Raw genomic sequence first — 16,582 nt, 5'->3', positions numbered from 1 at the left:
GGCAGCTTACGTGGCGCTGCCTTCGGGCGGGGTGGCGAGGCGTGGATCGGTGAAGGGGCGGGGCCCCAGCCCTTCGGCCTGGGCCGCCGCCTTGACGCTGCCACGTGTTTCGAGCCGTTCGAGAATGGCGGCCAGCGCGGGGTAGTCGGACAGGGCAAACCAGCCAGTGTCCCCCAGCGGATAGAGCGCGCACCACCGCAAGAGCGGGGCGAGGTAGAGGTCGAGCGCGCTCAAATCGTTCCCCAGAAGCCAGTCGTGCCCCTGCGCCAGCGTATTGAGTTTCTTCAGGTGCGTGGCCAGGTTTGCGGCATTGGTTTTGCGCAAACATGCCTGCGCATGGGCATCTTCGCCCGCGTATGCCGCAGGGTAGAACTGCATGCGCAATCCGGCATGCAGCGTATTCGACAGGAAAAACAACCACTTCAATGCTTCGCCGCGCAGGGGATCGCCGGGCGTGGGCATCAGGGCGCCGTGGCGGTCTGCGAGCCACAGAAGGATCGCGCCAGTTTCGAAGATCGGGCCACTGTCCGTCTCCAGCACCGGGATCAACCCGTTCGGATTGAGCGCCAGGTAGGCGGGCGATTTCTGCGCCTGGCGCGTCCGGTCGACCAGCACGGCGTCGAACGGCTGGCCAAGTTCCAGCAAGGTCAGGCGCACGATCAGCGATGCATTGTCGGGGGCATGGTGCAAACGATAGGTCATTGCGGATTATTCGGGCAGGGACGGCCGGGGCGCAAGTGGGGACGGCGGGCGTGGCGCATTGCCCCTACCCACGCGCGGCGCAAGCCCCTATAAGGCCGCAAACGCAAAGGAGTCGCGCCCATGACCGGAGAATTGTCCCCCATCGACAAGGCCAAGTTCGTTGCCGCCAAGCGTGCGGTCGATTTCGTCGAGGATGGAATGCGCGTGGGTCTGGGGACCGGATCGACAGCGGCCTGGATGGTGCGTTGCCTTGGCGAGATGGTGCGCGATGACGGGTTGAAGATCCGCGGCGTGCCCACATCGACGCGCACCGCGGCGCTGGCGCGCGAGGTCGGCATCGAGGTGATCAGCCTGGACGAGGCGCGCTGGCTGGACCTGACCATCGACGGCGCCGACGAGTTCGACGGCGATCTGAACCTGATCAAGGGCGGCGGCGGCGCGCTGTTGCAGGAAAAGATCGTGGCGACGGCAAGCGACCAGATGATCGTGATCGCGGATGTCGGCAAGGAGGTCGAAACGCTGGGCGCTTTCCCGCTGCCGATCGAGGTGATCCCGTTCGGCTGGCAGACCACCAAGGCGCTGGTCGAAGAGATGCTGATCTCGATGGACGTGCTTGGCCGCAACGTGACGCTGCGGATGAATGGCGATGCGCCTTTCGTGACGGATGAGGGCAATCACATCCTTGATCTGCATCTCAACCGGATCGGAAATGCGCGGCAATTGTCGATGGTGCTGAACCAGGTTCCGGGTGTGGTGGAAAACGGGTTGTTCATCGATATCTGCGATGTTGTCGTGGTGGGATATGGCGACGGCCGGGTCGAAACCCGCGACATCAATGAAGGCACGGTTCAGACCGACCGGCTGGATTTCGTCGAAAGCGAAAACCTGTTTGCCGATCTCGACGACTGAGGCGGGGCGTTTCTGCGCTCTGGCCATCGCCTTTGGCTTGTGAAATACCTTTGCCCGACGAAAGCAAGGGGACCATTGCATGAGCTTTGACTACGACCTTTTCGTGATCGGTGGCGGCTCGGGCGGGGTGCGCGCGGCGCGCGTTGCAGCGCAGGCGGGTGCCCGTGTGGCGCTGGCCGAGGAAGACCGCTATGGCGGCACCTGCGTGCAGCGGGGCTGTGTGCCCAAGAAGCTGATGGTCTTTGCCAGCGAATATCCCGGCTATATCGAGGACGCCAAGGCCTATGGCTGGGATGCGACGCTTGGCGATTTCAACTGGGATGCGTTCAAGTCGAAACTCCATGCCGAGCTGGACCGCCTGGAAGGCGTCTATCGCAACATCCTTGGCAACAACGGCGTGCAAACCTTTGATGCAAGGGCAAAACTGGCCGATCCGCATACCGTGGAGCTGTCCGATGGCAGCCGCAAGACGGCCAAGCACATCCTGCTGGCGATGGGCGGCTGGCCGGTCCTGCCGGATATCAAGGGCGCCGAGCTTGGCATCACGTCGAACGACGTCTTCCATCTCGATGCGCTGCCCGAGACCATGCTGATCCTGGGCGGGGGATACATCGCCTGCGAATTCGCCTGCATCCTGAACGGTCTGGGCGTGAACGTGACGCAGTATTACCGCGGTGCGCAGATTCTGCGCGGTTTCGACGAAGAAGCGCGCGGTCTGGTGTCCGAGGAAATGCAGCAGAACGGGATCGACCTGCATCTGGGCACCAACATCCTGGAAATGGCGCAGGACGGCGACAAGATCCGGGTCAAGGCGACCAACGGCACCGAGCGGGTGTTCGACAAGGTGATGTTCGCGACCGGACGCCGCCCGAACACGGCCGATATGGGTCTGGAAGAGCTGGGCGTGAAGCTGGGCCGCTATGGCGAGGTTCTGGTCGACGAATACAGCCAGACGAACATTCCGTCGATCTATGCGGTCGGCGACGTCACCGACCGGGTGAACCTGACGCCGGTGGCGATCCGCGAGGGGATGGCCTTTGTCGAAACGGTGTTCAAGGGCAACCCGACCCCGGTGGATCACGACCTGATCCCGACCGCGATCTTCACCCAGCCTGAAATGGGCACCATCGGCATGAGCGAGGAAGAGGCGCGCGATCGCGGCCCGATCGAGGTCTATGCGACCTCGTTCAAGCCGATGCGCGAATCCTTTGCCGGGCGCGCGCAACGTGTTCTGATGAAGCTGGTGGTTTGCGCCGATACACGGCGGGTTCTGGGTTGTCATATCGTCGCGCCGGGCGCGGGCGAAATGATCCAGCTGGCCGGTATCGCGGTCAAGATGGGCGCGACCAAGGAAGACTTTGACCGGACGGTGGCTGTGCATCCCACCATGTCCGAGGAAATCGTAACGATGCGAGAACCGGTTCGTACCGCTTGAAATTCCGGACAGACTGCACAGGTTATGAGCAACATCAAAGAATACCATCATAAAGGGGAAATCAGGTAGATGGCTGGACATTCTGGCGGCCCATGGGGCGGCGGCGGAAACAGGGGCGGTGGCGATGACGACCGCCGTGGGCAGAATGGGGGTGGCGGACGCCGCCCCGAGGATGGCGGCCCCCAGATCCCGGAAATCGAAGAGTTGATGAAAAAGGGCCAGGAGCAGCTGCGCGTCCTGATGGGCGGTCGCGGCGGCAATGGCGACGGCTCGGGCGGGGGGCAAGGTGGCCCCAATTTCGGCAAGGGCACCTGGGCGATCGGCGGGCTTGCCGCGGTCGCACTTTGGGCCTTTTCCAGCTTTTATACCGTCAAACCCGAAGAACAGTCGGTCGAGCTGTTCCTGGGTGCGTATTCGTCGATCGGCAATCCGGGCCTGAACTTTGCGCCCTGGCCGCTGGTGACTTACGAGGTCATCAACGTGACCTCGGAGCGGACCGAGAATGTCGGCATGCGCCGTGGCAACAATAACGACGGCCTGATGCTGACCACTGATGCCAACATCGTGGACATCGACTTTCAGGTCGTGTGGAACATTAGCGATCCGGCCAAGCTGCTGTTCAACATCCGCGACCCGCAACTGACCGTGCAGGCCGTGTCGGAATCGGTGATGCGCGAGATCATCGCCGCCACCAACCTGGCGCCGATCCTCAACCGGGATCGTGGCGTGATCGCCGACACTGCATTGCTGAACATCCAGGAAACGCTGGATGAATACGAAAGCGGCATCAACATCGTGCGGGTGAACCTCGACAAGGCGGACCCGCCGTCTGCTGTGATCGACGCGTTCCGCGAAGTGCAGGCTGCCGAACAGGAGCGTGACAGGCTGCAGCGCCAGGCCGACGCCTATGCCAACCGGGTGCTTGCCGAAGCGCGCGGTCAGAGCGCGCAGATCCTGGAAGAATCCGAAGCCTACCGTGCCCGCGTGGTCAACGAGGCCATCGGTGAAGCCAGCCGTTTCGTCGCCGTGGCCCAGGAATTCAACGCCGCGCCCGAAGTGACGCAGCGCCGCCTGTATCTCGAAGCGATGGAACGTACCCTGGGCAGTGTCGACAAGATCCTGCTGGATAGCGACATGGGCCAGGGCGGCAATGGCGTCCTGCCTTACCTGCCGCTCAACGAACTGCGCCGTGGCGCGAACACCGGAGGGTCGAACTGATGCGTAAATCCGCTTTCCTTCTTCCGGCGGTTGTCGTCGTGATCGCCGTCGCGTTTTCGTCGCTCTTTATCGTGGACGAACGCGAAAAGGCGCTTGTTCTGCAATTCGGGCAGATCAAGCAGGTGCGCGAAACGCCGGGCCTGGGTTTCAAGATCCCGTTCATCCAGGAAGTCGTCAAATACGATGACCGTATCCTGTCGCTCGATACCGACACGATCGAGGTGACGCCCTCGGATGACCGCCGACTGGTGGTCGATGCCTTCGCGCGTTACCGCATCCGTGATGTCGTTCAGTTCCGGCAAGCCGTGGGCGTGGGCGGCATCCGTGCCGCCGAAGATCGTCTGTCCTCGATCCTGAACGCGCAAATCCGTGAGGTTCTGGGTGCCGATCAGGTGACGTCGGACACGATCCTTTCGGACCAGCGCCGTGACCTGGCCGTGCGTATCCGCGCGCAGGCGCGTGCCGCTGCGGAAAGCCTCGGGCTCGAAGTGGTGGACGTGCGTCTGAAGCAGACCAACCTGCCGCAGCAAAACCTCGAAGCGACATTCGCCCGGATGCGCGCCGAGCGTGAACGCGAAGCCGCCGACGAGATCGCCCGCGGTAACGAGGCCGCGCAGCGTGTCCGTGCCGCCGCCGACCGTACCGTGGTGGAAACCGTCAGCCAGGCGGAACGCGAGGCCGAAATCCGCCGCGGTGAGGCCGATGCCGAACGCAACCGGATCTTTGCGCAGGCGTTTGGCGGGAACCCCGAGTTCTTCAAGTTCTACCGCTCGCTTTCGGCCTTCGAGCGCAGCCTCAACAGCGACACGTCGACCATCGTGCTGACACCGGGAAGCGATTTCATCTCGGCGATGTTCGATGCCGTGCGTGCCGAGGGCCTGCTGGCCGAAGAGGCGCAAACGCTGAGCCCCGACGAGCTGCGCGAACTCGCCCCGCAAAGCGAGCTGTCCGAGGATCTGCCCGAAGAAGCGCGCGAGCAGATCGAGCGCAGCAACGAGGAAATCCAGCAGCGCAGCGCACCGACTGAAGAAACGCAATGATCGAAACCGCATTTCTGGCCCTAGGGCTGGTTCTGATCGTCGAGGGGCTGGCCTATGCGCTGGCCCCTTCGCTTGTGGAACAGATGCTTGAGATGCTGCGCATGCTGCCCGAAGCGACGCGGCGCAATGTCGGGCTGCTGGCGATGGCGCTGGGCGTGGTGCTGGTTTGGATGGCCAAGGCGCTGGGGGCCTGAGCGGGTTCACGCGCCCGTCACGGGCTGTCACGCGGGTTTGACGGGGTGCGACAGCCCTTTGTGTTGCAACTCTGCCGCCCTACATAGAAAGTGTCGCTACTGGAAACAGGTAACCCAGAGGAGATACTGGCGTGACCACTCAAGCTCTTTCATTCACTCAACGCAGTTCCGCCCCGATGATCCGGGGGATGTGGATGGCGTTGCTTGCGTTGCTGCTGATGTTGGCGCAAACGCTGGCGGCCCATGCACGGATGCCCGAAAGCTTTGCAGATCTTGCCGACAAGATCAGCCCGGCGGTGGTGAACATCACCACGTCGACCGTTGTCGCGGCCCGAGGCGGCCCAAATCCGATCGTTCCCGAAGGCAGCCCTTTCGAGGATTTCTTTCGCGAATTCCGCGACCGTCAGGGCGATGGCGACCGGCCGCGCCGGACATCGGCTCTGGGCTCGGGCTTCGTGATTTCCGAAGATGGCTACATCGTCACCAACAACCATGTGATCGAAAGCGCGGACGAGATCCTGATCGAGTTCTTTCCCGGTGACGGCCAGCCGGTAACGGAACTCCCGGCCGAAGTGGTCGGCACCGATCCCAACACCGACATTGCGCTGCTCAAGGTGAGCACCGATCAGCCGCTGAAATACGTCAGCTTTGGCGACAGCGACAAAATGCGCGTCGGTGACTGGGTGATGGCGATGGGCAACCCGCTGGGCCAGGGCTTTTCGGTGTCCGCGGGTATCGTTTCGGCCCGCAACCGGGCGCTGCGCGGCTCGTATGACGACTACATCCAGACCGATGCCGCGATCAACCGCGGCAACTCGGGCGGTCCGCTTTTCAACATGGATGGCGACGTGATCGGCGTGAATACCGCGATCCTCAGCCCGAATGGCGGGTCGATCGGGATCGGCTTTTCGATGGCATCGAACGTTGTGACGAAAGTCGTCGACCAGTTGCAGAAATACGGTGAAACACGCCGTGGCTGGCTGGGTGTGCGCATCCAGGACGTGACGCCGGACATGGTTGAAGCGATCGAAGGGCTGGACACCGCGCGCGGTGCGATGGTCACCGATGTGCCTGACGGCCCCGCCAAGGAAGGCGGTGTGCTGCAGGGCGATGTCATCCTGAACTTCGATGGCGCGGATGTGGACGATACCCGCACTCTGGTGCGCAAGGTGGGCAACACCGAAGTCGGCAAGACGGTTCGTGTCGTCGTGCTGCGCGACGGCCAGACCGAAACGCTGAAGGTGACGCTGGGCCGCCGCGAAGAGGCCGAGGGCGCCGTGCCCGCAGCCCAACAAGCCGAGCCGGAAGAGCCCGCCGAGGTCGAAATGCTTGGACTGACATTGGCGCCGGTCACCGATGCCATGCGCGAGGAACTGGACCTTGACGCCAACATGACCGGGCTGGTGGTGATGGACGTGGACGAAAGCACGGAAGCCTATGAAAAGGGCCTGCGTGCGGGCGACGTGATCACCGAGGCCGGCCAGGAAAAGCTGGAAAGCGTCAGCGATCTGCAGGAACGGGTCGATGCCGCCAAGGACGCAGGGCGCAAATCGCTGCTCTTGCTGGTCCGGCGTGCGGGCGATCCCCGTTTCGTGGCGCTGTCGCTGGAAGAGTGACCAGAGCATCAAGAACCTGAAAAGGGCGCCTGCGGGCGCCCTTTTTCATTTGGGGGCCGGGATCAGAAAGGCCGCAGTTTCGGGCGGGTCGACGACAGCGGCTTGCAATAGGTCTGCGCCCGCAGCCAGCGGGCCATTTCGCGGCGTTTCGCCTCGGACCGCATCGGCCCCCAATCCGCGGCCACGCCAACCCAACGGCTGTCACGCAGCGCGATCGCGCGGTCGCGTGGGACCGTGACCGCCATGATCCGCAGCGCGCAACTGAGGTTCGATGGGCCGTGTTTCAGCGCCTCGCCACTGTCGGCGCGGCATCCGTAGCCGCGCGCGGTGGCCGGCAGGATTTGCAGCAGCCCGAACCATTGCCCGCCGCCGCCGACGGCGCCGGGTTTCCACGTGCTTTCGTATTTTGCCAACGCGGACAGAAACCCGACCCAGAACTGCGCGCGCCTTTGCGCGTCCGCATCGGTGTAGGCCGGGCACCAGTCGCCGATGTCGCGCGGCACCGTGCGTGTCAACGCCGCGCCATGCCCCTTGAGCGCCGAAAGCGCCGCACGTGTCCAGATCGGCGCGTCCGTTCGGTGATCCCATCGCGCATGCGGGACATCCGCTGCTCTCTGGGGTGGGCGCGGCAGATCGCCGATCGGCTGCGCAAGCGCCGCAACGGGCATCAGAACGAGAAAAAGAAGACTGGATAGCCGCATGGCTCCGATCCTGCACCGGCGGTCGGCGGGGCGCAATATCGCCTGCCCGGTTTCGCCCGCGCATTTTCGCGCAAACTCCCCGGTCACGCCACGATTGCGCCCGAAACTCCGGCTTATCTGACGGCAGTTGCCATCAACGGACCGTCATGACCGACTCGCAGAAATCCCCCATCGCCCGCATCGGACATCGCCTGAAGGCCTTGCCACGGAAATTGCCCGTTCTGACAACGCGGGGTGAGGCCAGCGACGAAAGCCTTGCGCGGCAGTACGATGCGGGTTTGTCGATCCCGGTTTGCGATCAGACGACCGAGGAAACCGAAGGCGCCCGGCTGCGCGAAAAGGGCCGGTTCATGGCCCGCCAGGAGATGTGGGACGAGTTGGGAGGCATGATCCGCGACCATGACCATGCGCGCGAGGCGACCCCGGGCGGCACCGCCCTGGCCGACTTGCTGAGCTATGGCGCGCGGTCGGACGTGGTGCTGCCGGTTGAGACCGCGCTGAGCGACCCCGGCCTGATGTCGGCGCATGCCCCGCGCGAGGGAATGATCGCCCTGGAAGAGGTGCTGCAAGACCATCCCGACGATTACGGTGTCGCGCTGGTCGTGGCGCAGGCGCATGTCGATATCGGCTGGGCATGGCGCGGGCAGGGCTGGATTTCGGAAGTGCCGGAAAAGCACTGGGAGGCGTTTCACCATCACTTCGACCGCGCCGAGGAAATCCTCGACCGGTTCGACGCCTTTGCCGAGGACAGTCCCGCGCTGGCCGCTGCGCGCTGCGCGCTCTTGGCCTCGACCCCGGCGCCCAAGGCCCGGGTGGCCGACGATTACGAGGACCTGATCGACCTCGACCCCGGCAATCCGCGCCATATGCGCGGGCTTGGCAATCATCTTTTGCCGCGCTGGTTCGGCAGCTACGAACAGCTCGAGCTTGAGGCGCGGCGCACGGCGGCACGCACGGGGGATATCTGGGGCGCGGGTGCGTATACCTGGGTCTATCTCGATGCCCTGGCGGTCGATCCGGTTGCCCTGGGACATCTCGACGTGCCGTTTTTCCTGGACGGCATGCGCGATATCCTGACCCGCCGGCCGGATCAGCACTATGCCAACCAGATGGCGGCCTTTTGCGCGGTGACCCTGCAGCAGCCCCGCTGTGGGCGTGCACCGGACAGCCAGGGCCTGCGCGAGATTCGCGCAGCGCTCGACTGGATCCTGCGCGACCACCTGACCGAGCTGCATCCGCTGGTCTGGGGCGTTGCCGCCAAGGGGGCGCAGCACGCCACCGGCCCGCTGGCCCGCGACGAGGTCGCGCGGCTAGGGCGCGATTGCGCGCTGGCACGGATCGGGCGGCATTTCGATGCCGAATTGCGCCGCGGTATGCGCGTGGTGTTCGATCGCACCGGTCCGCATCTCGAACCGATGGACGGATAGCGCGGCCGCGTTCGGCCGCCTTGGCCCTTGCCCCTGCCGCGGCGCTGTCCTAGAACCGCGTCGATCCTGCAAACAAAGGGGCGCAACCCATGCTCGACCTGACTTACGAGACGCCGAAACCCAAGGTGATCGCCGGGGCCAAGCACGATTGGGAACTGGTGATCGGCATGGAGGTGCACGCGCAGGTCGCGTCGAACGCCAAGCTGTTTTCCGGCGCCTCGACCACTTTCGGGGCCGAGCCGAATTCGAACGTGTCCTTCGTGGACGCCGCGATGCCCGGCATGTTGCCCGTGATCAACGAATTCTGCGTGGCGCAGGCGGTGCGCACGGGTCTGGGCCTGAAGGCCGAGATCAACCTTTGGTCGGCCTTCGACCGCAAGAACTATTTCTACCCCGACCTGCCGCAGGGCTACCAGATCAGCCAGCTGTATCACCCGATCGTGGGTGAGGGCGAAATCCTTGTCGACATGGGCCCCGGCGTCGCGCGGCTTGTGCGGATCGAACGCATTCACCTGGAACAGGACGCGGGCAAGTCGATCCACGACATGGACCCCAACATGTCCTTCGTCGATCTTAACCGCACCGGCGTGGCACTGATGGAAATCGTCAGCCGCCCCGACATCCGCGGCCCCGAAGAGGCGGCGGCCTATGTCACCAAGCTGCGCCAGATCCTGCGCTATCTCGGCACCTGCGACGGCAACATGCAGAACGGCAACCTGCGCGCCGACGTGAACGTGTCGGTCTGCCGTCCGGGCGATTACGAGAAATACCAGGCGACCCAGGATTTCAGCCATCTCGGAACCCGCTGCGAAATCAAGAACATGAACTCGATGCGGTTCATCCAGCAGGCCATCGATTACGAGGCCCGCCGCCAGATCGCGATCCTCGAAGCGGGGGGCGAGATCGTGCAGGAAACACGCCTTTACGACCCCGACAAGGGCGAAACGCGTTCGATGCGCTCCAAGGAAGAGGCGCATGATTACCGCTATTTCCCCGATCCCGACCTGCTGCCGCTGGAAATCGAACAGGCCTGGGTCGACGACATCGCGGCCTCGCTGCCCGAGCTGCCGGACGAGAAGAAGGCGCGCTTCGTGACCAAGCTGGGCCTGAGCGAATACGATGCCGGCGTCCTGACCGCCGAGGTGGCCAACGCGGACTACTTCGAACAGGTGGCCGAGGGCCGCGACGGCAAGATGGCGGCCAACTGGGTCATCAACGAGCTTTTCGGCCGTTTGAAAAAGGATGATTGCGACATCACCGACAGCCCGGTGACGCCTGCGCAGCTGGGTGGGATCATCGACCTGATCGCCAAGGGCGACATTTCGGGCAAGATCGCCAAGGATCTGTTCGAGATCGTCTATTCCGAAGGCGGCGACCCGGCCGAGATCGTCGAGGCGCGGGGAATGAAACAGGTCACCGACACTGGCGCGATCGAGGCGGCGGTCGATCAGATCATCGCGGAAAACCCCGCGCAGGTCGAAAAGGCGCAGGCCAACCCGAAACTGGCGGGCTGGTTTGTCGGCCAGGTGATGAAGGCCACCGGCGGCAAGGCCAACCCCAAGGCCGTGAACGACATCGTTCAGCAGAAACTGGGGCTGTGATCGGCAGAATCGCTTAGAACAGGCTGCCCTGACCGGGCGGCTTGTCCTTTGGTTTGGCTGCCGGTTTTGCGGGTTTTCCGCCACCCGGCGTCATGCGGCCATCGGCGAATTCGATTTCCAGCACCTGCGCGGATTGCGCGGCCTTGGCGGTCGTGACCACCGCGCCATCGCCACGCACCACGGCATAGCCCCGGCCCAGCGTCGCCTTGTAGCCCAGCGTTTCGCGCAGCCGGTCGAGCGCGTCGATCTGCTTGCGCCAGCCTTCGGTCTGCGTGATCCCGGCCTTGGACAGCCGGCGCGACAGATCGGCCAGGCGGTCGCGTTGCTGCGCCATGTTCCGGCGGATCGGCGTGATGCTCAGCCGGTCGGTGCGGCGGCCCAGGGCCTCTTTCTTGCGCTCCACGGCTGCGTTCAGCCCGCTGGCCAGGCGCGGCGCGCTGGCATCCAGCCGGCGTTTCTGTTCGGCCAGCTGGCGCGACAGCAAGGCGGGGCGCAGGCTGCCCGACACCTCGTAAAGGCGCACGCGGCGGCGTTGCACGGTGCCGGTCAGCGCCTGCGGCAGGCGGTCGGTGGCCCGGTCAAGCCGCTGGCGCGGGCCGTCCAGCAGCGTATCGGGACGGGGCAGGGCGCGCGACAGGTCGCGCAGGCGTTGACCGCGCAGCCCGATGGTCTGTGTCAGCGCCCGCGACAATCGCGCGCCCTGGTTGTCGGTCCAGGCCAGCAGTTCCAGCCGCACCGGAACCGCCAGTTCCGCCGCAGCGGTCGGGGTCGGCGCTCGCTTGTCCGAGACATAGTCGATCAGCGTCGTGTCGGTTTCATGGCCCACGGCGGAAATCAGCGGGATGTCGGACGCCGCAGCTGCACGGGCCACGATTTCCTCGTTGAAGCCCCACAAGTCTTCGATGCTGCCGCCGCCACGCGCGACGATCAGCAGGTCGGGGCGGGGCAGCGCGCCGCCCGGCGTCAATGCGTTGAACCCGGCAATGGCGCGGGCAACCTCGGGGGCGCAGCGTTCGCCCTGCACGGCCACGGGCCAGATCAGCACCTTGCGCGGGAACCTGTCGCGCAGCCGGTGCAGGATATCGCGGATCACCGCGCCCGAGGGCGAGGTGACGACCCCGATGATTTCGGGCAGGTAGGGCAGGGGTTTCTTGCGTTCGGGCGCGAACAGCCCCTCGGCCTCGAGCGCCTTCTTGCGCTTTTCGAGCATCGCCATCAGTGCGCCCATGCCGGCGGGTTTGAGATCCTCGATCACGATCTGATAACGCGACTGCCCGCCGAAGGTGGTCATCCGGCCGGTGGCGACGACCTCCATCCCCTCTTCGGGCTGGACCGACAGGCGCGTGGCCACGCCTTTCCAGATCACGCCGTTCAGGACGGATTTGTCGTCCTTCAGGTCAAGATAGATATGCCCCGAGCGCGGACGGCTGACGCGGCCCACCTCGCCACGGATGCGGATATGGGAAAACTCGCCCTCGATCACGCGTTTGATCGCGTTCGAAATCTCGGTGACCGAGAATTCGGGCTCGTTCATACCGGGAAGGGGATCGTCGATCAGGTCGGACATCGTGCCTCGCTTGCTCTTGCCTGTGTGCCAGCTTAGAACGCCGCGCAGACAAGGCCAAGACGGAGTGCGTGCCATGAACATCCTGATCCTCGGCGGCGGTGGCCGCGAACATGCCTTGGCCTGGGCCGTGCTGCAGAATCCCAAATGCGACCGGCTGGTCGTGGCGCCGGGCAACGCGGGAATCGCGAAAATGGCGGAATGTGCCAGCCTGAACATCGAGGATGGCGGCGAGGTCGTGAATTTCTGCGAGGCCGAGGCGATCGATTTCGTCATCATCGGCCCCGAGGCGCCGCTGGCGGCCGGTGTTGCCGACAGGCTGCGCGATGCGGGCCTTCTGGTGTTCGGGCCCAGCAAGGACGCGGCCCGGCTGGAAGCGTCGAAAAGCTTTACCAAGGAAATCTGCGATGCGGCGGGCGCGCCCACCGCGGGTTACGCGCATTTCACCGACGCCGATGCGGCGCGCGCCTATATCCGCGCACAAGGCGCGCCGATCGTGGTCAAGGCTGATGGGCTGGCCGCGGGCAAGGGCGTGATCGTGGCCGAAACCGAGGCGCAGGCGCTGGCGGCCGTCGACGACATGTTCGGCGGCGAGTTCGGCGCGGCGGGCGCCGAGGTGGTAATCGAGGAATTCATGGAGGGCGAAGAAGCGTCCTATTTCATCCTGTGCGACGGCAAGAACGTGCTGCCCATCGGCACAGCGCAGGACCACAAGCGCGTGGGCGAGGGCGATACCGGACCCAATACCGGGGGCATGGGGGCCTATTCGCCCGCGCCCGTGCTGACCGATGCGGTGGCGCAAAAGGCGATGGACGAGATCATCAAGCCGACGGTGGCCGAAATGGCGCGGCGCGGCACACCCTACCAGGGCGTTCTCTATGCCGGGCTGATGATCAAGGACAGCCAGCCGCGGCTGGTTGAATACAACGTGCGTTTCGGTGACCCGGAATGCCAGGTGCTGATGATGCGGCTGGGGGCGCAGGCGCTGGACCTGCTGCAGGCCGCGGCCGAGGGCCGGCTGGACGAGGCACGCGTGAACTGGGCCGACGATCATGCGATGACCGTGGTCATGGCGGCCAACGGCTATCCGGGCGCTTATGAAAAAGGCAGTGTCATTCGCGGGCTCGATGCGCTGCCCGAAACCAGCAGCCAGATCGTGTTTCATGCGGGCACGTCCGAAAAGGACGGCCAGATCGTGGCCAGTGGGGGGCGTGTCCTGAACGTGACCGCGCGGGGCGCGACGTTGCGGGAAGCGGCGGACCTTGCCTATGCGATGGTCGATGCGATCGACTGGCCCGAAGGGTTCTACCGCCGCGACATCGGCTGGCGCGCGCTGGGATGAACTACTTTCGGTAGTATCTAGATTTACTTTTCCCGTTTCAGGAAGAAGGTTTTGCCGCGCCCCGACGGGTTGCTACCTTGCGTAGAAACCGAATGCGGGAATGTGATGTTGGAAGGCGAAACGATTGCCTGTACCGGCGCCCGGCTGACCGGGCGCCACCTTTCGGGGCGTGACGAGGGCGGTGGAGTCTGGACGATTGACCTCGGGCAGGTCACGGGCGCGGTCTATTCCGAAAGCAATCATCTGGCGCATGTGCGCCATGCGCTCGAACTGACAACGCCCGACAATGTCCGCGCGGTCGCGGTCGAGGTGCCGCATGGCGGCATGGCGCAGTCCGTCGATCTGCTGGAACACCGCGCGCTTGTCGCACGGGTGGCCGAGACCCTGGCCGATCTGCATCCCGGATTCCGCATGACGTATCGCGTGGCCCATGCGCCCGGGCGGCTTTGGGTCGTGGCGGGCGGTGTCGCCGTTGCCGCGCTGTTCCTGTTGGTCCTGCTGCGGCCGGATGATTCCGGGGCGTCGCTGGGTGGGGCTGTGCTGCCGTTCGCGCTGGCGGTTGCGGTTCTCGCCGCCATCGTCTTCGTGGTGCGTCAGCGCCGGCAATCAGCGGATGTCAGTGCGGCGGCCCTGCCGGGCATCCTGACCGCCATGGGCCGGCGGGAGTAGCGGCCTCAGCCGCAGTTCAACGCCGCATCGAGGTCGGCAGGCCCTGTATAGCTGCCTATGGCGCGGCTGGAAAATTGCCCGTCCCTGTAAGTCGTGGCCATGATGCGCGCCCATGCGCCATCCGCCGTCACGATTTCGGGGCCCTGTCCGCAATCGCGGATGCCTCCGGGGATGAAATCCCAGCCGATCTTGTGATTGGTCAGCCCTTCGAGGTCGGCCACATGGCGCAGCTTTCCATTGTCATAGCGCCAGATACGCAGCGTCTTTGCCAGGTGCGGACGGTCGATATAGGCGATTTCGATCGCACCATCCCCATCGAGATCCGCCGCACCGATGGGCGACAGCCAGCGGTTCGTGCGTCCGATATGGGGCGTGGAGGTCAGTTTTGCGGGCATCCCGTCGGCGTTCAGCCCATAGATCGACAGTTGTGCCCCTTGCGGCGGATCGGTTTCGATGACCACGACCTCGGGTGCGCCATCACCGCTGACATCCCACAGGCGCGGTGCGATATCTTCGAACAGGCGTGTGCCCGGGGCGAAGCCGATGCGAAAGCTGCTGCCATCGGACAGGCGCAACAGCATGGCGGAATATTCCACCTTGTCGCCCAGTATGCCATGGGGGTAATGCGTTGTCGGATCGGCAAAGCGCGCCTCGGTGATGTCGCGGGCCTGGGCGGCGCCGGCCATCAGCGCCGCGCAGCATAGTCCGGCCCATATGCGCGACATGGCGTGGTCAGATCTGCTTTTCGGGCATGTGGACGACAAGGCCGTCCAGCGCGTCCGAGACCTTGAGCTGGCAGGTCAGGCGCGAGCGTTCGGGATCGGGCTCGTAGGCGAAATCCAGCATGTCCTCTTCCATGTCGTCCTTGGCGGGCAGCTTTTCGACCCAGGCCGGATCGACATAGACATGGCATGTGGAACAGGCGCAGGCGCCGCCGCAGTCGGCTTCGATGCCGGGGATGTTGTTGTCGCGGGCGCCTTCCATGACGGTCATGCCGTTGGCGACTTCGACGACATGCTCGGTGCCGTTATGCTCGATATAGGTGATCTTGGCCATCTGCGTGCTCTCCCCAAGTGCGATTTCGCTGCCTTTCCTAGCCAAGCGATCTGGGCCGTGCCAGCCCCTTTTGTGCGCAACGCGCCGCAGGCTTGCAAGAATTCGTGAATGTTCTATTTTTGTTCTCATGCAGCGCCCCCATGATAAGCACCCCGCCCAGGATTGGCCGCGCCCGCCACGGGCGGCGGTGGCCGCACAACTGGACCGCCCGCCATCCAGTGCGCGGGTGACAGTGGCGGGGCTGGTGATCCTGCGTCAGCGCCCCGGCACGGCGAAGGGGGTGATTTTCCTTACGCTCGAGGATGAAACCGGCGTGGTGAACGTGATCGTCTGGCGCAAGATGTACGAACGGTTCCGCCGCGCGGTGATCGCGGGGCGGCTGTTGCGGGTCACCGGGCGGCTGCAGCGCGAAGCGGGCGTGACCCATGTCCTCGCCGAAGAGATCGAGGATATCTCGGCCCTGCTGGACAGGCTGCTGGAAGGCGGCACGGACGGCGCGCTTTCTTTGGCGGGGGAAAGCGGGTAATATCGCCGAAAGCCCCATCAAAGAGGCGACGAGCAGATGTTCACGATGACCCGGCCCGCCATCGCGGCGGCAGCTTTGTTTGCGCTCGGCGCGTGCCAGGCGGCGCTGCCCAATGGCGCGGGCGAACCCAATGTGACGCGGCTGTTCCAGGCGGCCCCGCCGGGTGCCGCGCCCGGCACCTGCTGGGGCAAGACCGAAACGCCCGCCGTGATCGAAACCGTGACCGAACAGGTGCTTGTCCAGCCCGCCGAGGTGCTGTCGGACGGGTCGATCGTCACGCCGCCGATCTATCGCACCGAAACCCGCCAGAAGATCGTCCGCGAACGGCGCGAAACATGGTTCGAAACCCCGTGCGACGACGTCCTGACGGTAGAATTCGTGCAAAGCCTGCAGCGCGCGCTGGCCGCGCGCGGCCTGTATTCGGGCACGCCGACCGGTGAAATGGACGCCCGGACGCGCCATGCCGTGCGCCGCTACCAGGCGCCCGAGGGGCTGGATTCCGGCATCCTGTCGCTTGCCGCGGCCCGCCGGCTGGGGCTGATCGCGGTCGAGCGGACAGCGGACGAGGGCTAGGCGCGGGCG

At 64.9% G+C, this 16,582-nt stretch carries 17 protein-coding genes; 12 read left to right on the top strand and 5 right to left on the bottom strand.

Translation table 11 applies throughout. The features are described 5' to 3' along the window. Positions 1–6: 6 nt before the first annotated feature. Positions 7–702 carry a glutathione S-transferase family protein gene (locus BLT50_RS04180; RefSeq protein ID WP_090026716.1) on the bottom strand — a complete coding sequence of 232 codons (696 nt, stop codon included), beginning with the start codon at positions 700–702 and terminating at the stop codon, positions 7–9. A gap of 120 nt (positions 703–822) precedes the next feature. Between BLT50_RS04180 and rpiA the strand changes: the two genes are divergently transcribed. From rpiA to BLT50_RS04150, 6 genes are all read left to right on the top strand, one after another. Next, a complete protein-coding gene (gene rpiA / locus BLT50_RS04175; RefSeq protein ID WP_090026714.1) occupies positions 823–1,611 on the top strand; it encodes a ribose-5-phosphate isomerase RpiA in 789 nt (262 codons plus the stop codon). Positions 1,612–1,690: 79 nt separating this feature from the next. Beyond that, entirely contained in the window at positions 1,691–3,046 is a 1,356-nt protein-coding gene (gene gor, locus BLT50_RS04170; RefSeq protein WP_090026712.1) for a glutathione-disulfide reductase, read from the top strand. Positions 3,047–3,115: 69 nt separating this feature from the next. Then, complete coding sequence (hflK, locus tag BLT50_RS04165; RefSeq protein WP_090026710.1) at positions 3,116–4,264, top strand: FtsH protease activity modulator HflK; 1,149 nt, start codon at positions 3,116–3,118, stop codon at positions 4,262–4,264. After that, positions 4,264–5,304, top strand: coding sequence for a protease modulator HflC (gene hflC / locus BLT50_RS04160; protein WP_090026708.1), 1,041 nt, complete (start codon positions 4,264–4,266; stop codon positions 5,302–5,304). Before hflK ends, hflC begins: the two co-directional genes overlap by 1 nt. Continuing rightward, a complete protein-coding gene (locus BLT50_RS04155; RefSeq protein WP_090026705.1) occupies positions 5,301–5,498 on the top strand; it encodes a DUF2065 domain-containing protein in 198 nt (65 codons plus the stop codon). The genes hflC and BLT50_RS04155 overlap by 4 nt, the downstream gene beginning before the upstream one ends. 176 nt (positions 5,499–5,674) lie before the next feature. Further along, positions 5,675–7,114: a Do family serine endopeptidase gene (locus BLT50_RS04150; RefSeq protein ID WP_245723290.1), complete on the top strand. Its 1,440-nt coding sequence runs from the start codon at positions 5,675–5,677 to the stop codon at positions 7,112–7,114. 62 nt (positions 7,115–7,176) lie between these two features. Here BLT50_RS04150 and BLT50_RS04145 read toward each other — a convergent pair whose 3' ends face one another. Beyond that, positions 7,177–7,815, bottom strand: a complete 639-nt coding sequence (locus BLT50_RS04145) for a transglycosylase SLT domain-containing protein (RefSeq protein WP_090026703.1) — start codon at positions 7,813–7,815, stop codon at positions 7,177–7,179. A 146-nt stretch (positions 7,816–7,961) separates the two neighbouring features. Between BLT50_RS04145 and BLT50_RS04140 the strand changes: the two genes are divergently transcribed. Further along, positions 7,962–9,242 (top strand): hypothetical protein, encoded by a 1,281-nt coding sequence (locus BLT50_RS04140; RefSeq protein WP_090026702.1) that lies wholly within the window; start codon positions 7,962–7,964, stop codon positions 9,240–9,242. A gap of 89 nt (positions 9,243–9,331) precedes the next feature. Then, complete coding sequence (gatB, locus tag BLT50_RS04135; RefSeq protein ID WP_090026700.1) at positions 9,332–10,843, top strand: Asp-tRNA(Asn)/Glu-tRNA(Gln) amidotransferase subunit GatB; 1,512 nt, start codon at positions 9,332–9,334, stop codon at positions 10,841–10,843. Between the two features lie 13 nt (positions 10,844–10,856). Here gatB and xseA read toward each other — a convergent pair whose 3' ends face one another. Beyond that, positions 10,857–12,410, bottom strand: a complete 1,554-nt coding sequence (xseA, locus tag BLT50_RS04130) for an exodeoxyribonuclease VII large subunit (protein WP_090026698.1) — start codon at positions 12,408–12,410, stop codon at positions 10,857–10,859. 73 nt (positions 12,411–12,483) lie between these two features. Here xseA and purD point away from each other — a divergent pair, with 73 nt between their 5' ends. Next, positions 12,484–13,749 (top strand): phosphoribosylamine--glycine ligase, encoded by a 1,266-nt coding sequence (purD, locus tag BLT50_RS04125; protein ID WP_090026695.1) that lies wholly within the window; start codon positions 12,484–12,486, stop codon positions 13,747–13,749. Positions 13,750–13,854: 105 nt separating this feature from the next. Next, positions 13,855–14,418 carry a hypothetical protein gene (locus tag BLT50_RS04120; RefSeq protein ID WP_090026694.1) on the top strand — a complete coding sequence of 188 codons (564 nt, stop codon included), beginning with the start codon at positions 13,855–13,857 and terminating at the stop codon, positions 14,416–14,418. Between the two features lie 5 nt (positions 14,419–14,423). Here BLT50_RS04120 and BLT50_RS04115 read toward each other — a convergent pair whose 3' ends face one another. Together BLT50_RS04115 and BLT50_RS04110 are read right to left on the bottom strand one after the other, a co-directional pair. Next, a complete protein-coding gene (locus BLT50_RS04115; protein ID WP_245723271.1) occupies positions 14,424–15,143 on the bottom strand; it encodes an FG-GAP repeat domain-containing protein in 720 nt (239 codons plus the stop codon). A 7-nt stretch (positions 15,144–15,150) separates the two neighbouring features. Further along, positions 15,151–15,474, bottom strand: coding sequence for a 2Fe-2S iron-sulfur cluster-binding protein (locus BLT50_RS04110; protein WP_090026691.1), 324 nt, complete (start codon positions 15,472–15,474; stop codon positions 15,151–15,153). A gap of 127 nt (positions 15,475–15,601) precedes the next feature. Between BLT50_RS04110 and BLT50_RS04105 the strand changes: the two genes are divergently transcribed. Together BLT50_RS04105 and BLT50_RS04100 are read left to right on the top strand one after the other, a co-directional pair. Beyond that, entirely contained in the window at positions 15,602–16,000 is a 399-nt protein-coding gene (locus tag BLT50_RS04105; protein WP_090026689.1) for an OB-fold nucleic acid binding domain-containing protein, read from the top strand. Between the two features lie 36 nt (positions 16,001–16,036). Then, the gene (locus BLT50_RS04100; RefSeq protein WP_425433926.1) at positions 16,037–16,573 is read left to right on the top strand and encodes a peptidoglycan-binding domain-containing protein; all 537 of its coding nucleotides are present in this window, start codon (positions 16,037–16,039) and stop codon (positions 16,571–16,573) included. Positions 16,574–16,582 lie beyond the last annotated feature (9 nt).

This window comes from Lutimaribacter saemankumensis (assembly GCF_900100005.1).
GTDB classification, from domain to species: domain Bacteria; phylum Pseudomonadota; class Alphaproteobacteria; order Rhodobacterales; family Rhodobacteraceae; genus Lutimaribacter; species Lutimaribacter saemankumensis.
The sequence above is the reverse complement of the archived record's forward strand: the minus strand, read 5'-3'. Positions and strand labels throughout refer to the sequence as shown.